The organism is Streptomyces sp. NBC_01525, assembly GCF_045040405.1.
GTDB classification, from domain to species: domain Bacteria; phylum Actinomycetota; class Actinomycetes; order Streptomycetales; family Streptomycetaceae; genus Streptomyces; species Streptomyces benahoarensis.
Map to the genome: position 1 here is coordinate 2,073,740 of NZ_CP109397.1, position 18,554 is coordinate 2,092,293.

General features: G+C 71.0%; 14 protein-coding genes. 7 read left to right on the top strand and 7 right to left on the bottom strand.

Features of this window, described 5'->3' with window-relative positions; genetic code table 11:
• Nucleotides 1-704 precede the first annotated feature (704 nt).
• Nucleotides 705-1,013, top strand: a complete 309-nt coding sequence (locus OG422_RS09240) for a hypothetical protein (RefSeq protein WP_405741870.1) — start codon at nucleotides 705-707, stop codon at nucleotides 1,011-1,013.
• Nucleotides 1,014-1,642: 629 nt separating this feature from the next.
• Here the strand turns inward: OG422_RS09240 and OG422_RS09245 are convergent.
• On the bottom strand, nucleotides 1,643-2,482 hold the full coding sequence (locus OG422_RS09245) for an ArsR/SmtB family transcription factor (protein WP_405741873.1): 840 nt from the start codon (nucleotides 2,480-2,482) through the stop codon (nucleotides 1,643-1,645).
• Between the two features lie 852 nt (nucleotides 2,483-3,334).
• Nucleotides 3,335-4,030, bottom strand: a complete 696-nt coding sequence (locus OG422_RS09250; RefSeq protein ID WP_405741876.1) for a hypothetical protein — start codon at nucleotides 4,028-4,030, stop codon at nucleotides 3,335-3,337.
• A gap of 547 nt (nucleotides 4,031-4,577) precedes the next feature.
• On the opposite strand from OG422_RS09250, the gene OG422_RS09255 reads away from it, so the two are divergent.
• Both OG422_RS09255 and OG422_RS09260 read left to right on the top strand, forming a co-directional pair.
• On the top strand, nucleotides 4,578-5,087 hold the full coding sequence (locus OG422_RS09255) for a sigma-70 family RNA polymerase sigma factor (RefSeq protein WP_405741879.1): 510 nt from the start codon (nucleotides 4,578-4,580) through the stop codon (nucleotides 5,085-5,087).
• The gene (locus OG422_RS09260) at nucleotides 5,084-5,776 is read left to right on the top strand and encodes a zf-HC2 domain-containing protein (RefSeq protein WP_405741882.1); all 693 of its coding nucleotides are present in this window, start codon (nucleotides 5,084-5,086) and stop codon (nucleotides 5,774-5,776) included. The genes OG422_RS09255 and OG422_RS09260 overlap by 4 nt, the downstream gene beginning before the upstream one ends.
• A gap of 192 nt (nucleotides 5,777-5,968) precedes the next feature.
• Here the strand turns inward: OG422_RS09260 and ppdK are convergent, their stop codons facing one another.
• A complete protein-coding gene (gene ppdK / locus OG422_RS09265; protein WP_405741885.1) occupies nucleotides 5,969-8,749 on the bottom strand; it encodes a pyruvate, phosphate dikinase in 2,781 nt (926 codons plus the stop codon).
• Nucleotides 8,750-9,192: 443 nt separating this feature from the next.
• Here ppdK and OG422_RS09270 point away from each other — a divergent pair, with 443 nt between their 5' ends.
• Nucleotides 9,193-10,284, top strand: coding sequence for a glutathione S-transferase family protein (locus OG422_RS09270; protein WP_405741888.1), 1,092 nt, complete (start codon nucleotides 9,193-9,195; stop codon nucleotides 10,282-10,284).
• A 101-nt stretch (nucleotides 10,285-10,385) separates the two neighbouring features.
• Here the strand turns inward: OG422_RS09270 and dusB are convergent, their stop codons facing one another.
• Nucleotides 10,386-11,513: a tRNA dihydrouridine synthase DusB gene (gene dusB, locus OG422_RS09275; protein WP_143940321.1), complete on the bottom strand. Its 1,128-nt coding sequence runs from the start codon at nucleotides 11,511-11,513 to the stop codon at nucleotides 10,386-10,388.
• Between the two features lie 292 nt (nucleotides 11,514-11,805).
• Between dusB and OG422_RS09280 the strand changes: the two genes are divergently transcribed.
• On the top strand, nucleotides 11,806-13,278 hold the full coding sequence (locus OG422_RS09280; RefSeq protein WP_405741891.1) for an MFS transporter: 1,473 nt from the start codon (nucleotides 11,806-11,808) through the stop codon (nucleotides 13,276-13,278).
• Between the two features lie 105 nt (nucleotides 13,279-13,383).
• Here OG422_RS09280 and OG422_RS09285 read toward each other — a convergent pair whose 3' ends face one another.
• Entirely contained in the window at nucleotides 13,384-14,031 is a 648-nt protein-coding gene (locus OG422_RS09285) for a response regulator (RefSeq protein WP_405747704.1), read from the bottom strand.
• A gap of 65 nt (nucleotides 14,032-14,096) precedes the next feature.
• On the bottom strand, nucleotides 14,097-15,311 hold the full coding sequence (locus tag OG422_RS09290) for a sensor histidine kinase (protein WP_405741893.1): 1,215 nt from the start codon (nucleotides 15,309-15,311) through the stop codon (nucleotides 14,097-14,099).
• A gap of 177 nt (nucleotides 15,312-15,488) precedes the next feature.
• On the opposite strand from OG422_RS09290, the gene OG422_RS09295 reads away from it, so the two are divergent.
• Nucleotides 15,489-15,908 (top strand): hypothetical protein, encoded by a 420-nt coding sequence (locus OG422_RS09295; RefSeq protein ID WP_405741895.1) that lies wholly within the window; start codon nucleotides 15,489-15,491, stop codon nucleotides 15,906-15,908.
• A gap of 93 nt (nucleotides 15,909-16,001) precedes the next feature.
• On the opposite strand, the gene OG422_RS09300 is transcribed toward OG422_RS09295, so the two are convergent.
• Complete coding sequence (locus OG422_RS09300; RefSeq protein WP_143940324.1) at nucleotides 16,002-17,384, bottom strand: glycine--tRNA ligase; 1,383 nt, start codon at nucleotides 17,382-17,384, stop codon at nucleotides 16,002-16,004.
• A gap of 207 nt (nucleotides 17,385-17,591) precedes the next feature.
• Between OG422_RS09300 and OG422_RS09305 the strand changes: the two genes are divergently transcribed.
• Nucleotides 17,592-18,533, top strand: coding sequence for a metal ABC transporter substrate-binding protein (locus tag OG422_RS09305; protein WP_405741898.1), 942 nt, complete (start codon nucleotides 17,592-17,594; stop codon nucleotides 18,531-18,533).
• Nucleotides 18,534-18,554: the final 21 nt, after the last annotated feature.

Consider the following 18,554-nt stretch of genomic DNA (forward strand, 5'->3'; position numbering starts at 1 on the left):
GGCTTCCCTTCCCCGAGGGTCGGACCACCGGCCTCGTGACCTACTGGAGGGACTGACCTGCGGCCCCCAACAGCATTGGTACGCCGACGGGGCGAAGAAGAAGGAAGGGCAGTCGGAGATGGGGGTGGCGGTCGGCGGGCGTGAGTGGCACCCGAACGGCCAGCTGGCAGAGCACTATGTGTCCGCCCGCACCGCACGAGGGAAAGATGTTCATCGCCCACGAGGACACTCATCGCGACGAAGATGCGCGCCTTTTTTGCGGGGACGATCCCGTCACGGGGGAAGTCATCCACATCGACGGAGTAGGCCGACTGATCGCCGCTATCTCTTGTGTCGAAGGCGTTCCTTCCGGGACACAGACGTGCTGGTACCCGGATGGAAAAAAGAGAAGTATGGGGAACGTCAGGTACGGCATCGCCATCGGTGAATGGCGTGTCTGGCACCCAAACGGAAACCTGGCCCGATACACACTCTTCCACACTCAGGGTCACCGCGTAAGCCTTCAAAAGTGGAACAAGGAAGGGAATCTCATGAAAGACAGGTCTTACCCACAGTGAACTGAGCTGTCCTCATTCGCTGCCCGGCGTCCGCGGTCGACGCGGTTCGGTTCGCGGCGGCACGAGGCGCGGGCGATCTGCAGCCCGGGCCGTACGAAGGATCCCCCGGAAGCACACCGGATTACGCCGAACAGGAGCCAAGCGGCCATGCCCCAGCACGCCGATACCCCGCCGACCACTTCCGAGGAAGCGCTCGGCCTCGTCCGTAGCCGCTACGCGGAGCCGAGGCTGCCCGACGGTACGCCGGTGCCCTTGGCGGTCGAGGAATTCGACATCGGCTACCTCGTCTACCCCGTTTTCCCCCGGGTCTCCCGGACCGATGCCGCAGGAAACCCTCTTCCCGCACCACCCGGCGGAGCGAAAATCGTGGTGTCCAAGGCGACCGGCGAATCCGTCACCGTCCCCAATCTCCCCACCGAAAGCGCCATCGCGCTCTACCGGGAGCAGAACCAGTAATTCCCGTCGGGACAGTGGGAACAGCGCCCCTGGGGAATGGGGACAGTGCCCCGCCCACCCCGGGGGAATTCCGAAGGCGCCACGCATGACCGACATCAGGCTTCTCGACTTCCCCAGCCACGTCGTCCGTCCGGAGCGGGACGTGGAGGCGAGGGCGGACGATCACCTTCGGCTGGCGCAGCTGGCGCTCGACGGTGCCTTCGCCTTCTCGGAGAACCTCTGCGTACCGCGCTCCATGGAGGTGCACGCCCCTTACCGGCACGGCGAGTTCGGCCTCCCTCCGGACTTTCTGGGCGCGCCGGCGCGACTCGCTCCAGCCCGTCGAGGCGCACGACGCCACCCGCTGGGTCCGCGGCCCTGCGGGGGCCGCCGTCGTGCACGCGCCGTTCGAGTACCAGGTGCACAGGGACCGATCCACGCTGACCTTCGACATCGCGGTCCACTGGTCGCTCCGGACTCCGGGCGGCCCGGGGTACCCCGACGTCCACCAGGGCATCACGCCCTTGCTCCGCGCCGGATGGGAACGGGCCTGAGCCGCTCGGCCGTTGCGGTCGACTCCGTACAGCCCCGATGCCGGCGCCCCTCACACCGGCCGTGCCGCCAACGCCGTCACGAGGCGCCCCGACTGCTCAAGCCGCCCCGCCCGCCCCCGCTTCCCCGGCCTGACCGCCCCGCAGGAGGGCCGCGCCGAGCGGTGTCAGGGTGTGCAGCACCGCGTTGCCGCGGCGGAGGGTGAGGAGGAGGCCGGCGTCGCGGAGCACCGTCGCGTGTTGGCTGGCGGAGGCGAGGGAGACGTCGACGCGGCGGGCCAGTTCGGTGGTGGTGCAGCCGGCGCCGACGCCGCGGAGGATCGCGGAGCGGGTCTGCCCGACGAGGCGCCCCAGGGAGCGGCCGGGCGGTGGTACGGGTGTGGCGCGTGGGGCCGGGTGATCGACGGGGTAAACCAGCACCGGTGTGAGGTCCGGGTTGTGGAAGGTGACCGGCGTGCGGCGGCAGAAGTAGGACGGCATGAGGAGGAGCCCGCGTCCTCCCAGGTGGAGGTCGCGGTCGACGGGGTAATCGATCTCCAGGACCGGGGCGCGCCAGCGCAGTGCCGACGGGAGGGTGGCGAGCAGCCGGTCGGCGCCGCCGTCGAGCAGGGTCCGGCCCCGGGCGGCGCGGTCGGCTTCTATACGGGCCTGAAGTCGCGGCCAGTAGGGGGCGACGGCCGCCGCGTGGTAGCGCTGGAGGGCTCCGGCGAGATGGCCGAGCTGCCGGGTGTCGCCGTCGCCCATGGCCCGTATCCAGGTGGGCAGCGTCCGGGTGCGGGCGAGCCCGGCCAGTTCGGTGTGGACGCGGGCGGGCGGCGTCTCGCGCAGTGCGGACAGCGCGTCGTCGACGCCGAGTTGGCCCTCGGGCGGGGTGAGGAAATCCGGGAAATAGCCCCGGGTGGGGACGAGTGGCGCCAGCAGCCGCGTTTCGCCGTTCAACTTTTCCCGGGTTTCCGCGCGCCATTTCCCGAAGGCCAGGCCGTCCCGCCGGTCACGGAGTCGGTGAAAACTTAAAATTGTTTCCCACAGCACATCGGGCCGTGCGGCTATCCGCACGCGGGCCAGATCGGGTCCACTGAAATGGACGCGTAACACCGAACCCCCACCCCTGGTTACCTCTGACGACCCCAACCGCCTGAGTATGCACGCCGATACGTGCGGTCACCATGCCCTTTTGGCCAGAGTTGAAAAGGGTCGCGCACAGGGGTGGACACCAGGAATGCTGTACTCAATTCAACGCCGGTGTACGCGGCCCGGATTGCTCGATCCCGTGGGGGGTGACGGGCATGGTACCGGCCGCGCCGCATTGCGTTGAAAGCCGCCCCCCACGCCGACAGGGGAGGCGGCGGCTCCCGAGGGGGGAGTTCGGAAAGAGCGAGGGCGGCACCTCCGCACGGGTGCCGCCCTCGTCCGCATGACCAATCGGAGCGGAGATCCCCACTCCTCCAGCAGCCAGTCGAGGCGGTGTTCGCCCAACCGTGTCAGCGCTCCTGGAACAGCGACTGGGCGTGGTCCAGGCCGTACCTGGCGCAGGGGCGGCGGTGACGTTCGACGCTGCGCCGGTGGCGACCAGCAGTGCCGTGGAGGCCACCAGGGCCACACGGGTCTTCGGGGAGTTCATGGGAGTAGCTCCTCACAGGGGGTGGGGCCGGGTGTCGGCCCCACCCCCTGCCCGCGGAGCGGGATGCCACTGCGGGCAGGGGCGGTCTTCGGTATGGCCGGGCGTGCGCCGGCGGTGATGTATCCGGGGAACTGGCGAGCCCGGGCGGCGCCCTGATGACCTGGCGGGGATCAGGCGGGGTCGGCGTTGATGTGGAAGGGGACGGTGACGATGTTGGAGGCGACGCCCATCAGAGCCAGGTCCTTGGCGTCGGTCTTCCCATCGCCGTTGAGGTCCTTCACGACGTTGGGTGCGTCGTTGTAGATGCCGTCGTGGTTGAGGTCGCCGACGACGGCCACGGTCAGGGTGGTGTCGACCTTCTGCCCCGCGATGGGGGCGCCCACGATCCAGGTGTCCCACAGTTCGGTCTTGTCCGGGGTGCGGTTGGTGACGCCGGAGAGGTTGAACAGGTTGGCCAGGTTGGTGCCGGGCCCGGAGAAGCCGGGGAGGGTGCTGTTGGTGGTGGAGTCCAGCACGACCAGTCCAGGGATCTTGTCGTCCTGGCCGGTGGAGAACGTGCTGGGGAAGGGGGCGATGTTGTTGTGCGCGGCCGGGCCGGTGAGCTGGAGCCCGTTGAAGCCGGTCTGGGCCAGGGTCTTGCCCCGGAAGGAGAGCTTCAGGTCCACGAACCAGCCCTTGCCCTCCACGCCCGCGTTGTCCCCGCTCTTGGGCGCGAGGACCTCCACCTTGACCGGGTGCGATGTACTGGCGGCGGACGTGTCCGGGCTTGAGGCGTTCGCGCCGGACAGCGCGGAGGCCGCGACGCCCAGGCCGAGGACCATGGTCGCACCCGCGCCGAGGGTCCAGCCGAGCTTCTTCTTGCTCATGACGTGTTCTCCTGAGTGTTGAGAGGCTTGCGGTCATGCGTACGACCACCTGCGGCACCCGGTTCAGTCCTCAGGCCGACCAGTAATGCTTTCTTGGGTGGCGCGCGCCGGGGGCTGGTCACGGTCGCGTTCCGGCGGTTCCTTGTCCCTACGGCTCCGGACGAGGATGCCGTCCGGCGCGCCCGTGGTCTCCACGCCGACCCCGCGTCTGCACGCCCGTGCACACCCCTGCCAAAAAGCGCCGACGGGCCTTCGGTCGAACGGACGGCGAGAACCTGAGTTCATCCGCTGCCTGCAAGGTGAACTCAAACTCCCAGCTCGTCGTATACGTAGCCGCGAGGGCACACGATCAGTGCCTCAGGACACAAGAAGCCGCATGTCGCAGCCGTCCTCGAAGACGGCGCGGCCAGTGCGGTCAGGTATGGAAGTGAGTCGGATGGATCGGATCTGGTTCCGCGCCTCCCCGGGGCGCGGGCTGTCCACCGCCCGTAGCCCGGGCCCGGCGATGCTCCAAGCGACCCCAGCCTGCGAGACGAGGACATCGAGCGTGACGCCGGACGAGCAGTTGATGACTGCGTTGTACACCGAGCACCACGATGTGCTGCTCTCCTTCGTGCGCAGATATGTGCGCAGTCCCGAGCAGGCGGAGGACATCGTGCAGGAGACGCTGCTGCGGGCGTGGCGCAGCATCGACAAGATCGAGGCACACCACGTCACCATCCGCTCGTATCTCTTCACGATCGCCCGCAACGTGCTCACCGACGGCTGGCGCGCTGAGCAGCGACGTCCGGAACCGCTCTACAACAACGAGGCACTCGCGGCCATACCTTCCGCCGATGATGTGGAGGCGGCGCTGGAGGGGCACGTGATCACCGCAGCGTTGGAGCGCTTGTCCAGCGAGCATCGTGACGTGATCCAGGCGCTGTACTTCGAGGGGCTGACCGTCGCCGAGTCCGCGTCACGGCTCACGATCCCGGAGGGGACGGTCAAGTCCCGCGCTTACTACGCCGTACGCAACCTGCGCGCAGCCTTTGAAGAAATGGGAGTTCTACGGTGAGCACCGACCACGATGACGTGCGCATGCTGATCGGCGCGTATGTGCTGGGCGGTCTCAGCGAGACCGACCGCCGCGTCCTGGAGTCCCACCTGCCCACGTGCCGGGAATGCCGTGACGAGCTCGCGCGCTCGGCCCCGCTGGCGGGACTGCTCCGCCGTTCCCCGGGCATGCCCGCGCCCCGTCTCCAGGCCACGCGCGAGGCCGACGCCGATGCGGCGCCCCCGGCTTCGTCGGCCGGGCTCGGCCGTCTGCTGGAGCAGGTCCGCGCCGACGATGTCGCACGCAGGCGCCGGGCTCGTCGGCAGTGGCTGGCATTGGCTGCGGCTCTGATCGTGGTTGCCGGGCTCGGACTGGGGTCGATGCTGTCGTTCCCGCACTCGGCCGACCCGGCCACGGCCTTCACCTCAGCCGCCGAGTACTCCGTGTCCGGCAGTGCCACGCTCACGGCCAAGCCCTGGGGCACTGCGGTGAGCGTCACGCTGGCCGACCTGCCCGCAGGAGCACCAGGACCCTTCGTCCTCCAGGTCTCCTCGGTAGACGGCCGCAAGGAGCAGGCGGCCACCTGGGGGATCACTCCCAACGGCAGCGCCGCCGTGACGGGGGCGAGTGCCCTGCACCTTCCCGACATCCGATCCATCTCCGTGATGGACCATGCGGGACGCCTGGTCGCCACGACCCGACCACTCTGAGACTGACGCGCTCCCGACGGTCCCCAGCCGCAAAAAAACGAGGGCGGCACCTGCGCACAAGGTGCCGCCCTCGTTGGGTTCCGGAGTCCGGCGAGGGGCGGGTGAGGGTCGGGCGCCCGGCCGCCGGCTCCGGTGGTGCGTTTCCGGGGCGCCACGGTGCGCTCGGCATCCGTGGGGCCCCGGAAATTCGGTTCAGCGGCTGTCGCTGCCCTTCGACTCCGCGGCCGCCCGGCCCGCCTCCAGGCGGGCGACCGGGATGCGGAACGGCGAGCAGGAGACGTAGTCGAGTCCGACCTCGTGGAAGAAGTGCACGGACTCCGGGTCGCCTCCGTGCTCACCGCAGACGCCGAGCTTCAGGTCGGGGCGGGTCGCCCGGCCCGCCGCGGCGGCGTTGCGGACCAGCGAGCCGACACCATCCTTGTCGATCGTCTCGAAGGGGCTGACGCCGAAGATGCCCTTCTCCAGGTACGCGGTGAAGAAACTGGCCTCGACGTCGTCGCGGGAGAAACCCCAGACCGTCTGCGTGAGGTCGTTCGTGCCGAACGAGAAGAAGTCGGCGGACTCGGCGATCTGACCGGCCGTGAGAGCGGCGCGGGGCAGTTCGATCATGGTGCCGAGGGTGAGCTTGAGGCTGACGCCGTGGGTCTTCTCGACCTCCGCGATGACCTGCTCGGCCTCGTCGCGGACGATCTCCAGCTCCTGGACGGTGCCCACCAGCGGAATCATGATCTCCGCACGCGGGTCGCCCTTGGCCTCCTTGCGCTCGGCCGCGGCCTCCGCGATGGCCCGTACCTGCATGGCGAACAGACCGGGGATGACCAGGCCGAGGCGGACGCCGCGCAGGCCCAGCATCGGGTTCTGCTCGTGCAGCTTGTGGACGGCCTGGAGGAGGCGCAGGTCGTTCTCGTTGGCGTCCTTGCGGGCCTCGGCGAGCGCGACGCGGACCGACAGCTCGGTGATGTCGGGCAGGAACTCGTGGAGCGGCGGGTCCAGCAGCCGGACGGTGACCGGCAGGCCGTCCATCGACTCGAACAGCTCGATGAAGTCGGCCTTCTGGAGCGGCAGCAGCTGCTCCAGGGCGGCGTCCCGGTCGGCGTCGGTGTCGGCGAGGATCAGGCGCTCGACCATCTCGCGGCGCTCGCCGAGGAACATGTGCTCGGTGCGGCACAGGCCGATGCCCTGGGCGCCGAACCGGCGGGCGCGGGCGGCGTCCTCGGCGTTGTCGGCGTTGGCGCGGACCCGCAGACGGCGGACCCGGTCCGCGTACGCCATGATCCGGTGGACGGCCTTGACCAGCTCGTCGGCGTCGTCGGCACCGGCGTGCATCCGGCCCTCGAAGTACTCGACGACCGGGGACGGTACGACGGGCACCTCGCCGACGTAGACCTTGCCGGTCGAGCCGTCGATGGAGACGGTGTCGCCCTCCTCGACGACCACGCCGTCCTGCGTCGTCATCCGGCGGCGTTTGGTGTCCACCTCCAGCTCCTCGGCGCCGCAGACACAGGTCTTGCCCATGCCGCGGGCGACGACGGCGGCGTGCGAGGTCTTGCCGCCGCGGGAGGTGAGGATGCCCTCGGCGGCGATCATGCCGTTGAGGTCGTCGGGGTTGGTCTCACGGCGGATGAGGATGACCTTCTCACCCGAGCGGGACCACTTGACCGCGGTGTACGAGTCGAAGACGGCCTTGCCGACGGCGGCGCCGGGCGAGGCGGCGATGCCGCGGCCGATGGTGTCGGCCTTCGCCCCCAGGTCGAAGCGGGGGAACATCAGCTGCGCCAGCTGCGCGCCGTTGACCCGCTGCAGGGCCTCGGCCTCGTCGATGAGTCCCTGGTCGACGAGCTGGGTGGCGATGCGGAAGGCGGCGCCGGCGGTGCGCTTGCCGACGCGGGTCTGGAGCATCCACAGCTTGCCGCGCTCGATGGTGAACTCGATGTCGCACAGGTCCTTGTAGTGCGTTTCGAGCGTTTCCATGATCTGCATCAGCTGGTCGTAGGAGGTCTTGTCGATGCCCTCCAGGTCGGCCAGCGGCACGGTGTTGCGGATACCGGCGACGACGTCCTCGCCCTGCGCGTTCTGCAGGTAGTCGCCGTAGACGCCCTGGTGGCCGCTGGCCGGGTCGCGGGTGAAGGCGACGCCGGTGCCGGATTCCGGGCCGAGGTTGCCGAAGACCATCGAGCAGACGTTGACGGCGGTGCCGAGGTCGCCGGGGATGCGCTCCTGGCGGCGGTAGAGCTTGGCGCGGTCGGTGTTCCACGAGTCGAAGACCGCGCGGACGGCGAGGTCCATCTGCTCGCGCGGGTTCTGCGGGAAGTCCCGGCCGGTCTCCTGGGCGACGATGCCCTTGAACTGCTCGACCAGCGTCTTGAGGTCGCCCGCGTCGAGGTCGACGTCGACGGTGACGCCCTTGGCCTTCTTCGCCTCCTCCAGCGCCTCCTCGAAGAGGTCGCCGTCGACGTCCAGCACGGTCTTGCCGAACATCTGGATGAGGCGGCGGTAGGAGTCCCACGCGAACCGCTCGGAGCCCGCCTGCTGCGCCAGGCCGCTCACCGAGGCGTCGGAGAGGCCGATGTTGAGGACGGTGTCCATCATGCCGGGCATGGAGAACTTCGCACCCGAACGCACCGATACGAGCAGCGGGTCGTCGGCCTGGCCGAGCTTCTTGCCCATCCGCTGCTCAAGGGCGTCGAGGTGGTGCGAAACCTCGGCACGGAGTGCCGCGGGCTCCTCCCCGCTCTCCAGGTACACCTTGCAGGCTTCGGTGGTGATGGTGAAGCCGGGCGGGACGGGAAGACCGAGGTTCGTCATCTCGGCGAGGTTGGCGCCCTTGCCGCCGAGCAGATCCTTGAGGTCCTTGTTCCCCTCGGTGAAGTCGTACACGAACTTCGCGGACGCAAGCTGGGTTACGTGGGGATTCTGTGTTTCCGACACGGGACTGGACTCCTCGCGGATGGCTGCCCTGACGGCGAGGAACATACCCAGATCGCAGGCATCTGGGTACGTCCACTTGGTCGACATCCGTACGTAACCGCCCGTCCGCCACCGGATCGAAAGAGATATCTCCTTGGCGAGTGAATACATCACTTGAACGGACGTGCGCGGAGTGTTGCCGAGTTGCGCAGCTTCCTCACTCTCTGGAGTTCATCACTACGAGTAATGAACATCAACTACGTGGCACCCAGTGCCAGCATTGGAGAGATGGACCCCACGCGAACCGCTCATCTGAGCACAGGGGCTATCAGGGGTGGCGAGAATCACGCGCTCGGACGGGCTGCGGTCCCATCATTCGAGCACTCTCGGGTCCGATTCCGGATCTCTGCCAGGTGGCGGGGCGCCCGGTCGGCCCATGCCTCCAGGACGCGGCGGCCCCGGGCGGGAAAGCTGGCGGGCAAGCAGCACCCCACGGCAAGGAGTGAGCGATGGCCCGCCCGCACGACAGCCACGACGCCGGACCCGAGGACGCCGCCCCCACAGCAGGAGGAGCCGCGTCCGCCACCGGCGACGGCGTCGGCAACACCGCCTACGGCCGCAAGCCGTTCTCCCGTTCCCGCAGCCACTTCGCCGACCGCATCACCGCCGACGGCCGGTTCGGCTGGCCGGTCGAGGCGGGGCGCTACCGGCTGATCGCCAGCCGCGCCTGCCCCTGGGCGAGCCGGGTGGTGATCTCCCGGCGGCTGCTCGGGCTGGAGGACGCGCTGTCCCTGGGGATCGTCGACCCGATCCAGGACGACCGCAGCTGGCGCTTCACCCTCGACCCCGGCGGCCGCGACCCCGTCCTCGGCATCCGCTTCCTGAGCAAGGCGTACGACCGGCGGGAGACGGGATACCCGGGCGGGGTCAGCGTCCCGGCGGTCGTGGACGTACCGAGCGGACAGCTCGTCACCAACGATTTCCGGCAGATCACGCTCGACCTGGCCACCGAGTGGCGGGCGCTGCACCGGCCCGGGGCGCCCGACCTCTACCCCGAGGCGCTGCGTGACGAGATCGACGAGGTGATGGAGGGCGTCTACCGGGACGTCAACAACGGGGTCTACCGCGCCGGGTTCGCGACCGGGCAGGAGGAGTACGACACGGCGTACGCGGCGGTGTTCCGGCGGCTGGACCTGCTGTCGGAGCGGCTGGCCGAGCGGCGCTACCTCGTCGGGGACACGATCACCGAGGCCGATATCCGGCTCTTCACCACGCTGGTGCGGTTCGACCCCGTCTACCACGGCCACTTCAAGTGCAACCGCTTCAAGCTGGCCGAGGACCCGGTGCTGTGGGCGTACGCGAAGGACCTCTACCAGACGCCCGGGTTCGGCGACACCGTCGACTTCCACCACATCAAGCAGCACTACTACCGGGTGCACAGCGGCGTGAACCCGACCGGGATCGTGCCGGACGGCCCGGAGCTGGACGGCTGGCTGACGCCACACCACCGCGAGGAGATGGGCGGCCGCCCGTTCGGCGACGGCACCCCGCCCGGACCGGTACCGGCGGCCGAGGTGGTGCCGCCGAGCGGACGGCCATGAGCGCGCGGGCGTCCGGCGCGGCGGCCCCGGCCGGGCGGCGGCGGGCGCCGGGCCGGGCGGGCGCGGAACCAGCTGGTCCGGTGCGGGTGCCGGGCCGGGGCTCAGCCGCCCGAGGTGTCCAGTTCGGCGTCGGCGCCGACGCCCGTGCAGTCGTTGGGGTCGTCGAGCCAGCCGTCGGGCAGGACGACGCGGTCGCGGCCCGAGGTGCGGCCGCGCGGACCGTCGGCGCCCGCGGGCCACGGCTGGTCGCCGTCGATCCTGCCGAGCAGATCCTCCAGCTCCGCGAGGGAGGAGCTGACGGCGAGGCCGCGGCGCATCTCGGAGCCGACCGCGAAGCCCTTGGTGTACCAGGCGACGTGCTTGCGGAAGTCGATCACGCCGCGCTTCTCGTCGCCGATCCACTCGCCGAGCAGCGCCGCATGCCGCACCATCACGGCCGCGACCTGCTGGAACGTCGGCTCGGTGTACGTACCGGTGCCCTCGAAGGCGGCGACCAGATCGCCGAAGAGCCAGGGGCGGCCCAGGCAACCGCGGCCGACGACCACGCCATCGCAGCCGGTCTCGCGGACCATCCGCAGCGCGTCGTCGGCGCACCAGATGTCGCCGTTGCCGAGCACCGGGATCTCCGGAACGTGCTCCTTGAGGCGGGCGATGGCGTCCCAGTCGGCGGTGCCGCTGTAGTGCTGGGCGGCGGTCCGGCCGTGCAGCGCGAGGGCGGTGATGCCCTCCTCGGCGGCGATCCGGCCCGCGTCGAGGTAGGTGAGGTGGCCGTCGTCGATGCCCTTGCGCATCTTCATCGTCACCGGCAGGCTGCCCGCGTTCGCCACCGCGTCGCGCAGGATCGCCCGCAGCAGCGGCCGCTTGTACGGCAGCGCGGAGCCGCCGCCCTTACGGGTCACCTTGGGGACCGGGCAGCCGAAGTTCAGGTCGATGTGGTCGGCCAGATCCTCGTCGGCGATCATGCGGACGGCCTTGCCGACGGTGTCCGGGTCGACGCCGTACAGCTGGATCGAGCGCGGCTTCTCGGACGCGTCGAAGTGGATCAGCTGCATGGTCTTCTCGTTGCGCTCGACCAGTGCCCGCGTCGTGATCATCTCGCTGACGAAGAGGCCCTTGCCGCCGGAGAACTCCCGGCACAGCGTCCGGAACGGGGCGTTGGTGATCCCGGCCATGGGCGCGAGCACCACGGGCGGGGACGCCGTGTGCGGTCCGATCTGGAGCGAGGTCATGGCAGGCGGATTCCTTCGGCGGTCGGGGGCGGTGCGGCGCCGGGCGACCCGGCGGTGCGACCTCCCATTGTCCCGCATCCGGCGGGCGGGCCCGGCGGGTGCCTTCCGGACCGGCGGCCGGGGCCGGGCCGGGGCGTGCGGGGAGGGTCGGACCGGGCCTGCGCCGGGCGACGCCGGACCACACCGTGCAGGCCGGTCCGGGGCGGCGCCGGGCACGCGGGCGCGCGCAACGCCGGGCCGGAACCCGTCGTCCGGCCGGGCCGCCCCGCACATATCGTTGTAGCGTTCAACCATGTCTGAGCTGAGCCACCGGCGGCGCCTGCTCGTCCTGGCGATCTGCTGCATGAGCCTGCTGATCGTCAGCCTCGACAACACCGTCCTCAACGTCGCACTCCCCTCCCTCCAGCGCGAGCTGCACGCCTCCGTCTCCGGCCTGCAGTGGACCATCGACGCCTACACGCTGGTCCTGGCGTCGCTGCTGATGCTGTCCGGCTCGACCGCGGACCGGCTCGGGCGGCGCCGCGTCTTCACCGTCGGGCTGACCGTCTTCAGCCTGGGCTCGCTGCTGTGCAGCCTCGCGCCCAGCCTCACCTGGCTGGTCGTCTTCCGCATGGTGCAGGCCGTCGGCGGGTCGATGCTCAACCCCGTCGCGATGTCGATCATCACCAACACCTTCACGGAACCGCGCGCGCGGGCCCGGGCGATCGGCGTGTGGGGCGGCGTCGTCGGCATCAGCATGGCCGCCGGGCCGGTCATCGGCGGGCTGCTGGTGGAGTCCGTCGGCTGGCGCTCGATCTTCTGGATCAACGTCCCGATCGGCGCCCTCGCCCTCTTCCTCACCCTGCGGTACGTCCCCGAGTCCCGCGCACCGCGGCCGCGCCGCCCCGATCCGGTCGGCCAGCTGCTGGTCATCGCGCTGCTGGGCGCCCTGACGTACGCGATCATCGAGGCGCCGGGCACGGGCTGGCTCTCCGCGGAGATCCTGACGTTCACCGCCGTCGCGCTGGCCGCGCTGGCCGCGCTGATCGGCTACGAGCGGCGGCGCCGCGAACCCCTGATCGACCTGCGGTTCTTCCACAGCGTGCCGTTCAGCGGCGCCACCGTCACAGCCGTCTGCGCCTTCGCGTCGCTGGCCGGGTTCCTCTTCCTCAACACGCTCTACCTCCAGGACATCCGGGGCCGCTCCGCCCTGGAGGCCGGGCTGTACATGCTGCCGATGGCCGGGATGACACTGGTGTGCGCCCCGCTGTCCGGGCGGCTGGTCGGCAACCGCGGGCCACGGCTGCCGCTGCTGCTCGCGGGCTGCGCGATGGGCGCCAGCGGGCTGATGTTCGCGGCGTTCGACGCCGAGTCGACCACCGCGCTGCTGTTCACCGGGTACGTCCTGTTCGGCATCGGCTTCGGCCTGGTCAACGCGCCGATCACCAACACCGCGGTCTCCGGGATGCCGCGGGCCCAGGCGGGCGTCGCGGCGGCCGTGGCGTCCACCAGCCGCCAGGTCGGCTCGTCGCTGGGCGTCGCGGTGATCGGCGCGGTACTGGCCGGTGGCGTACGGACCGCGGGCCCGGGTGGCGCGGCGGCCGCGGCCGACTTCGTCGCGGCCGCCCGCCCCGCCTGGTGGATCATCGCCGGCTGCGGCGCCGCCGTCCTGCTGCTCGGCGCCCTGACCACCGGCGTCCGGGCCCGTACGACGGCCCGCCGCACCGCCGCGCTCTTCGACGGCGAGACGGTACCGGGGGTGGCGCGGTCGGGGGCGGGACGCTGAGGCCCGGGGCACCGGGCCCCGCGCCCGGACGGTGAGGCCCGGGGCACCGTCGGCCGCCGGGCGGCCGGGCGCCCGCTGACGCGGCTCTCGCCCGGCCCCGCCGGATCAGCGGCCCGGTGCCGCCACGCCGAGGAACCGCAGCACCGCCAGCACCCGGCGGTGGTCGGCGTCCGCCTTCGGCAGGTCGAGCTTGGTGAAGATGCTGTTGATGTGCTTGGCGACCGCGCTCTCGCCCACCACCAGCTGCGCCGCGACGGCGGCGTTGGAGCGGCCCTCCGCCATCAGCGCCAGGACCTCCCGCTCCCGTGCGGTCAGCCGCTCCAGGGGGTCGCTCGCCCGGCGCACCAGCAGCTGGGAGACGACCTGCGGGTCGAGGGCGGTGCCGCCGCCGGCGACCCGGCGCAGCGCCTCGACGAACTCCTCGACGTCCGCGACGCGTTGCTTGAGGAGGTACCCCACCCCGCCGGTGTGGGCCGCGAGGAGATCGGCCGCGTACCGCTCCTCGACGTACTGGGAGAGCAGCAGCACCGCCGTGTCCGGCCACTCCCGCCGGATCGACAACGCGGCCCGGACGCCCTCGTCCGTGAAGCCGGGCGGCATCCGGACGTCCACGACGGCCAGCTCCGGCCGGTGTTCGGCGACGGCGGCCAGCAGCCCGGCCGCGTCCCCCGCCTCGGCGGCGACCGTGAAACCGGCCATCTCCACCACCTTGACCAGCCCGATCCGCAGCAGGACGGAGTCCTCCGCGATCACCGCACGACGCACACCGCTCGCCCCCTCGCTCGCGCCGGGCCCGGTGGCAAGCGCCGTCGGCGCGTTCACCCCGGGCACGGCAGCTCCACACTCATCATCGTCGGGCCGCCCACGGGGCTGCTCATCCGGAACGTCCCGTCCACGGAACGCACCCGCTGCGCCAGCCCCTTCAGACCGCTGCCCCGGGCGGGATCGGCCCCGCCCATCCCGTCGTCGGCGATCACCACCCGCAGTATTCCGCCGACCCTGGTGACCGTCACCTCGGCCCGGGTCGCCTCGCGCGCGTGCTTGGCGACATTGGTGAGCGCCTCGGAGACGACGAAGTACGCGACGCCCTCGACGGCGGCGGCCGTCCGCTCCAGGGGATCGACCCGCAGCCGTACGGGCAGCGGCGCGCGGGCCGCGAGCCCCGACAGGGCGGCGTCCAGGCCGAGTTCGTCGAGGACGGCGGGGTGCAGCCCGCGGACGAGGTGGTTCAGCTCCTCGATCGCGTCCTTCGCCTCGCGGTGGGCCGCCTCGATGACCTCCCTGGCCTCCGGCGGCAGGTCGGTGAGGGTCGCCTTCGCCAGCCCGAGGTTGAGCGCGAGGGACACCAGGCGCTGCTGGGCCCCGTCGTGGAGGTCGCGTTCGATACGGCGGCGTTCGGCGTCCGCCGCGTCCACCGCCCCCGCCCGGCTCGCGGTCAGGTCCTCGACCCGCCGCTCCAACTCGTCGGAGCGGCTGACGCCCAGCACCGCCCGCCCCACCAGGTTCTCCAGCCGTACCAGCCCGGCGGCGAGCGGGACGACGGCGGCCAGCGCGAGCAGGCCGAGCCCGGTGAGGTAGGCGGCCTGGGTGGTGTAGCCGGGGTGGCCGATGCGCCACTGCCAGGGCACCGCCCAGATCCACAGCAGCACCGTCGCCGCGGCCAGCCCCGCCACCAGGAGCGTCAGCAGCAGGAGTTCGAGGGCGCCGAGGAGCGGGCCGATCAGCCCGTTGTAGCCGAACTGCCGCCGCAGCCGCCGGAGTCCGAGACGCGGCAGCTCCACCCCGCACAGCGCCCGGAACCGCCACCGCTGGACCTCCGTCAGGCCCGGACCGGCGGCGCAGAGCAGGGCGAGCGGGGCGGCGAGGATCACCGGCGCGTCCGAGTCGCTGCCGGCCACCGTCGCGCCGAAGAGTACGGCCGCCCACAGGTACAGCGGGACCACGAGCAGATGCGGCAGCACCCCGGCCGCGAGGAAGAGGAGATCGCGCCGGAGCCGCAGCAGGGCCCGGCGCGACCGGGGCGGGAGGGTCATGCCGGAACCGTACGGGGCGCCCGCGCGGGGCCGCCATGGAGGTGGGGACCGGATCGGGGGTGCACCTGGCACCACCCCGGTCCGGGCCTGTGGGCTACCGACACCGGCAGCCCGGATGACAAGGGTGGAGTGCGGGCCCGACGTCCGGGTTCACCGTCGCCGCAAAGGACCCGGATCATGACGCTCCTCCTCAACCCGCCCTCGGTGAAGGCCGGTTGGCGCCCGCTCGCCGCGGAAGGGCGCCGGTGGCCGGGCCGGGTGCTGACCGGCGCCGGGCTCGCCCTGCTGCCGTGGACCGTCTGCCTCGCCGCGACGCTGCCGCCCGGGCAGGCCGCGGCGTGGGTGACCCTGGACCTCCTGGAGGCCGCCGCCCTGCTGAACGCGGGCCGCCGCCTGCTGCGCGGCGCCCCGGGGCACCGCCGTCCCGCGGCGGGCGCCGCGCTGCTGCTGCTCGCCGACGCCGCCCTGGACCTCGCCACCGCCGCGCCCGGTGCCGAACTGGCCACCGCCGTCGCCATGGCCCTGGCCGCCGAGCTCCCGCTGGCGGCGGTGTGCGGCGCGCTCGCGCTGCGCCCGGACCGCCCGGCGGCGCGCTGATCCGCCGCGCACAGCACATCGGCCCCGCCCGCAGCGTTCGCGGGCGGGGCCGGCGGCCACGCTCAGAGGTGACGGGCGCGTGCCCGGCCGGGGTCAGCAGCCGAGGAGGCGCGCGCCCAGGTACGCCTGGATCTGGTCCAGGGAGACGCGCTCCTGCTTCATGGTGTCGCGCTCGCGGACGGTCACCGCGTTGTCGTCGAGGGTGTCGAAGTCGACGGTGACGCAGAACGGGGTGCCGATCTCGTCCTGACGGCGGTAGCGGCGGCCGATGGCGCCCGCGTCGTCGAACTCGATGTTCCAGTTCTTGCGCAGGTCGGTGGCGAGGCCCTTCGCCTTCGGCGACAGCTGCGGGTTGCGGGAGAGCGGCAGGACCGCGACCTTGACCGGCGCCAGGCGCGGGTCGAGGCGCATGACCGTGCGCTTCTCCATCTTGCCCTTGGCGTTCGGCGCCTCGTCCTCGATGTACGCGTCGAGCATGAAGGCGAGCATCGCGCGGTTCACGCCCGCCGCCGGCTCGATGACGTAGGGGGTCCAGCGCTCGCCGGCCTCCTGGTCGAAGTAGGAGAGGTCCTGGCCGGACGCCTTGGCGTGCGACGACAGGTCGTAGTCGGTGCGGTTGGCGACGCCCTCCAGCTCCGAGAACTCGGTGCCGCCGAAGTTGAAGCGGTACTCGATGTCAGCGGTGCGCTTGGCGTAGTGGGAGAGCTTCTCCTTGGGGTGGTCGTACCACCGGATGTTCTCCTCGCGGATACCGAGGTCGCGGTACCAGTTCCAGCGCTCGGCCATCCAGTACTCGTGCCACTGCTCGTCCTCGCCCGGCTTGACGAAGAACTCCATCTCCATCTGCTCGAACTCGCGGGTGCGGAAGATGAAGTTGCCCGGAGTGATCTCGTTCCGGAAGGACTTGCCCATCTGCGCGATGCCGAAGGGAGGCTTCTTCCGGGAGGTCTGCTGGACCTGCGCGAAGTTGGTGAAGATGCCCTGCGCGGTCTCGGGGCGCAGGTAGGCCACCGAGGCGGTGTCCTGCGAGGGGCCGAGGTGGGTGGAGAGCAGACCGGAGAACTGCTTGGGCTCGGTGAAGCCACCCTTGTTGCCGCAGTGCGGGCAGTTCAGGTCGGCCAGACCGTTGGCGGGGAGGCGGCCGTGCTTCGCCTCGTACGCCTCCTCCAGGTGGTCGGCGCGGAAGCGCTTGTGGCAGGAGGTGCACTCGGTGAGCGGGTCGGTGAAGGTGGCGACGTGACCGGAGGCCACCCAGACCTCGGGGGCCAGGATCACCGACGAGTCGATACCGACGACGTCCTCGCGCGAGGTGACCATGGCGCGCCACCACTGGCGCTTGAGGTTCTCCTTCAGCTCGACGCCCAGCGGACCGTAGTCCCAGGCGGCGCGCGAACCGCCGTAGATCTCACTGCAGGGGTAGACGAAGCCACGGCGCTTGCTCAGGCTGACGATGCTGTCGATCTTGTCGGCGGCCACGGTGCTCTCTTCATTACGACGGCGAACGGTGGATGGGCGGCGGCGCTGCGCGCCGGTGCGGGTGAATGATTCAGGTTACCGGCGGGCGTGCCCCCCGGGCCAAATCGCCTGGGGCACCTCTCCGCTTCCTCCCGGTACCACCCGTCCCAGGGTTCCGTTCGAACATGTTGTTGACAATCGTTTCCACTTTTGTTGAAAATGACAGTCATGAACGTACGCCGTCGCATACCCACCGCCGTCCTCGCCGGAGCCTGCGGCCTCGGCCTTCTGGCCCTCTCCGCCTGCTCCGCCGTCACCACGGGCGGCAGTGGCGGGAAGGTGAGGGTGACGGCGTCCTTCTATCCGATGGAGTTCCTCGCCCGGCAGATCGGCGGCGACCACGTCGAGGTGTCCAACCTCACCAAGCCCGGCGTCGAACCGCACGACCTGGAGCTGACCCCCCAGCAGACCGGCCGGCTCGGCGAGTCCGACGCGATCGTCTACCTCAAGGGGCTGCAGCCCGCCGTCGACGAGGCGGTCGCCCAGTCCGGCGTCAAGAACGTCGCCGACGCCGCCACCATGACCTCCCTGGAGGAGCACGGCGCCGAGGTCGACGGCCACCACCACGGCCACTCCGCTTCCGGGGCCGATGCCGACCCGCACATCTGGCTCGACCCCGTGAAGTACGCCGAGGTCGCCAAGGGCGTGAGCGCGACGCTGGCCAAGGCCGACCCCGCCCACAAGGCCGACTTCCAGAAGAACACCGACGCCTTGGTCAAGAAGCTGGACGGGCTGAACGCCGACTTCAGGGACGGCCTGAAGAACCGCGCGTCGGACACCTTCCTCACCACCCACGCGGCCTTCGGCTACCTCGCCGAGCGCTACGGCCTGACCGAGGAGGCCATCAACGGCCTCGACCCCGAGTCCGAGCCCAGCGCGAACCGCATCAAGAACCTCCACACCGTGGCCGAGAAGCACCATGTCTCGACGGTCTTCTTCGAAACGCTCGCCAACCCGGCCACCGCCAAGGCCCTCGCCGGTGACCTGCACCTGAAGACCGACGTCCTCGACCCCCTGGAGGGGATCACCGACGCCTCCCGCGGCAAGGACTACTTCGGCGTGATGCACGCCAACCTCGCCGCCCTCCAGAAGGCGCTCGGCACCAAGTGACCACTCACCCCGGGCCCACGA

Coding starts and splice junctions, on each gene's coding strand:
- OG422_RS09250 (WP_405741876.1), bottom strand. CDS start 4,030: ATGAGCAAGAAGAAGCTCGGCTGGACCCTCGGCGCGGGTGCGACCATG.
- OG422_RS09280 (WP_405741891.1), top strand. CDS start 11,806: ATGTCTGAGCTGAGCCACCGGCGGCGCCTGCTCGTCCTGGCGATCTGC.
- OG422_RS09305 (WP_405741898.1), top strand. CDS start 17,592: ATGAACGTACGCCGTCGCATACCCACCGCCGTCCTCGCCGGAGCCTGC.
- OG422_RS09270 (WP_405741888.1), top strand. CDS start 9,193: ATGGCCCGCCCGCACGACAGCCACGACGCCGGACCCGAGGACGCCGCC.
- OG422_RS09240 (WP_405741870.1), top strand. CDS start 705: ATGCCCCAGCACGCCGATACCCCGCCGACCACTTCCGAGGAAGCGCTC.
- dusB (WP_143940321.1), bottom strand. CDS start 11,513: ATGACCTCGCTCCAGATCGGACCGCACACGGCGTCCCCGCCCGTGGTG.
- ppdK (WP_405741885.1), bottom strand. CDS start 8,749: ATGTTCCTCGCCGTCAGGGCAGCCATCCGCGAGGAGTCCAGTCCCGTG.
- OG422_RS09290 (WP_405741893.1), bottom strand. CDS start 15,311: ATGACCCTCCCGCCCCGGTCGCGCCGGGCCCTGCTGCGGCTCCGGCGC.
- OG422_RS09295 (WP_405741895.1), top strand. CDS start 15,489: ATGACGCTCCTCCTCAACCCGCCCTCGGTGAAGGCCGGTTGGCGCCCG.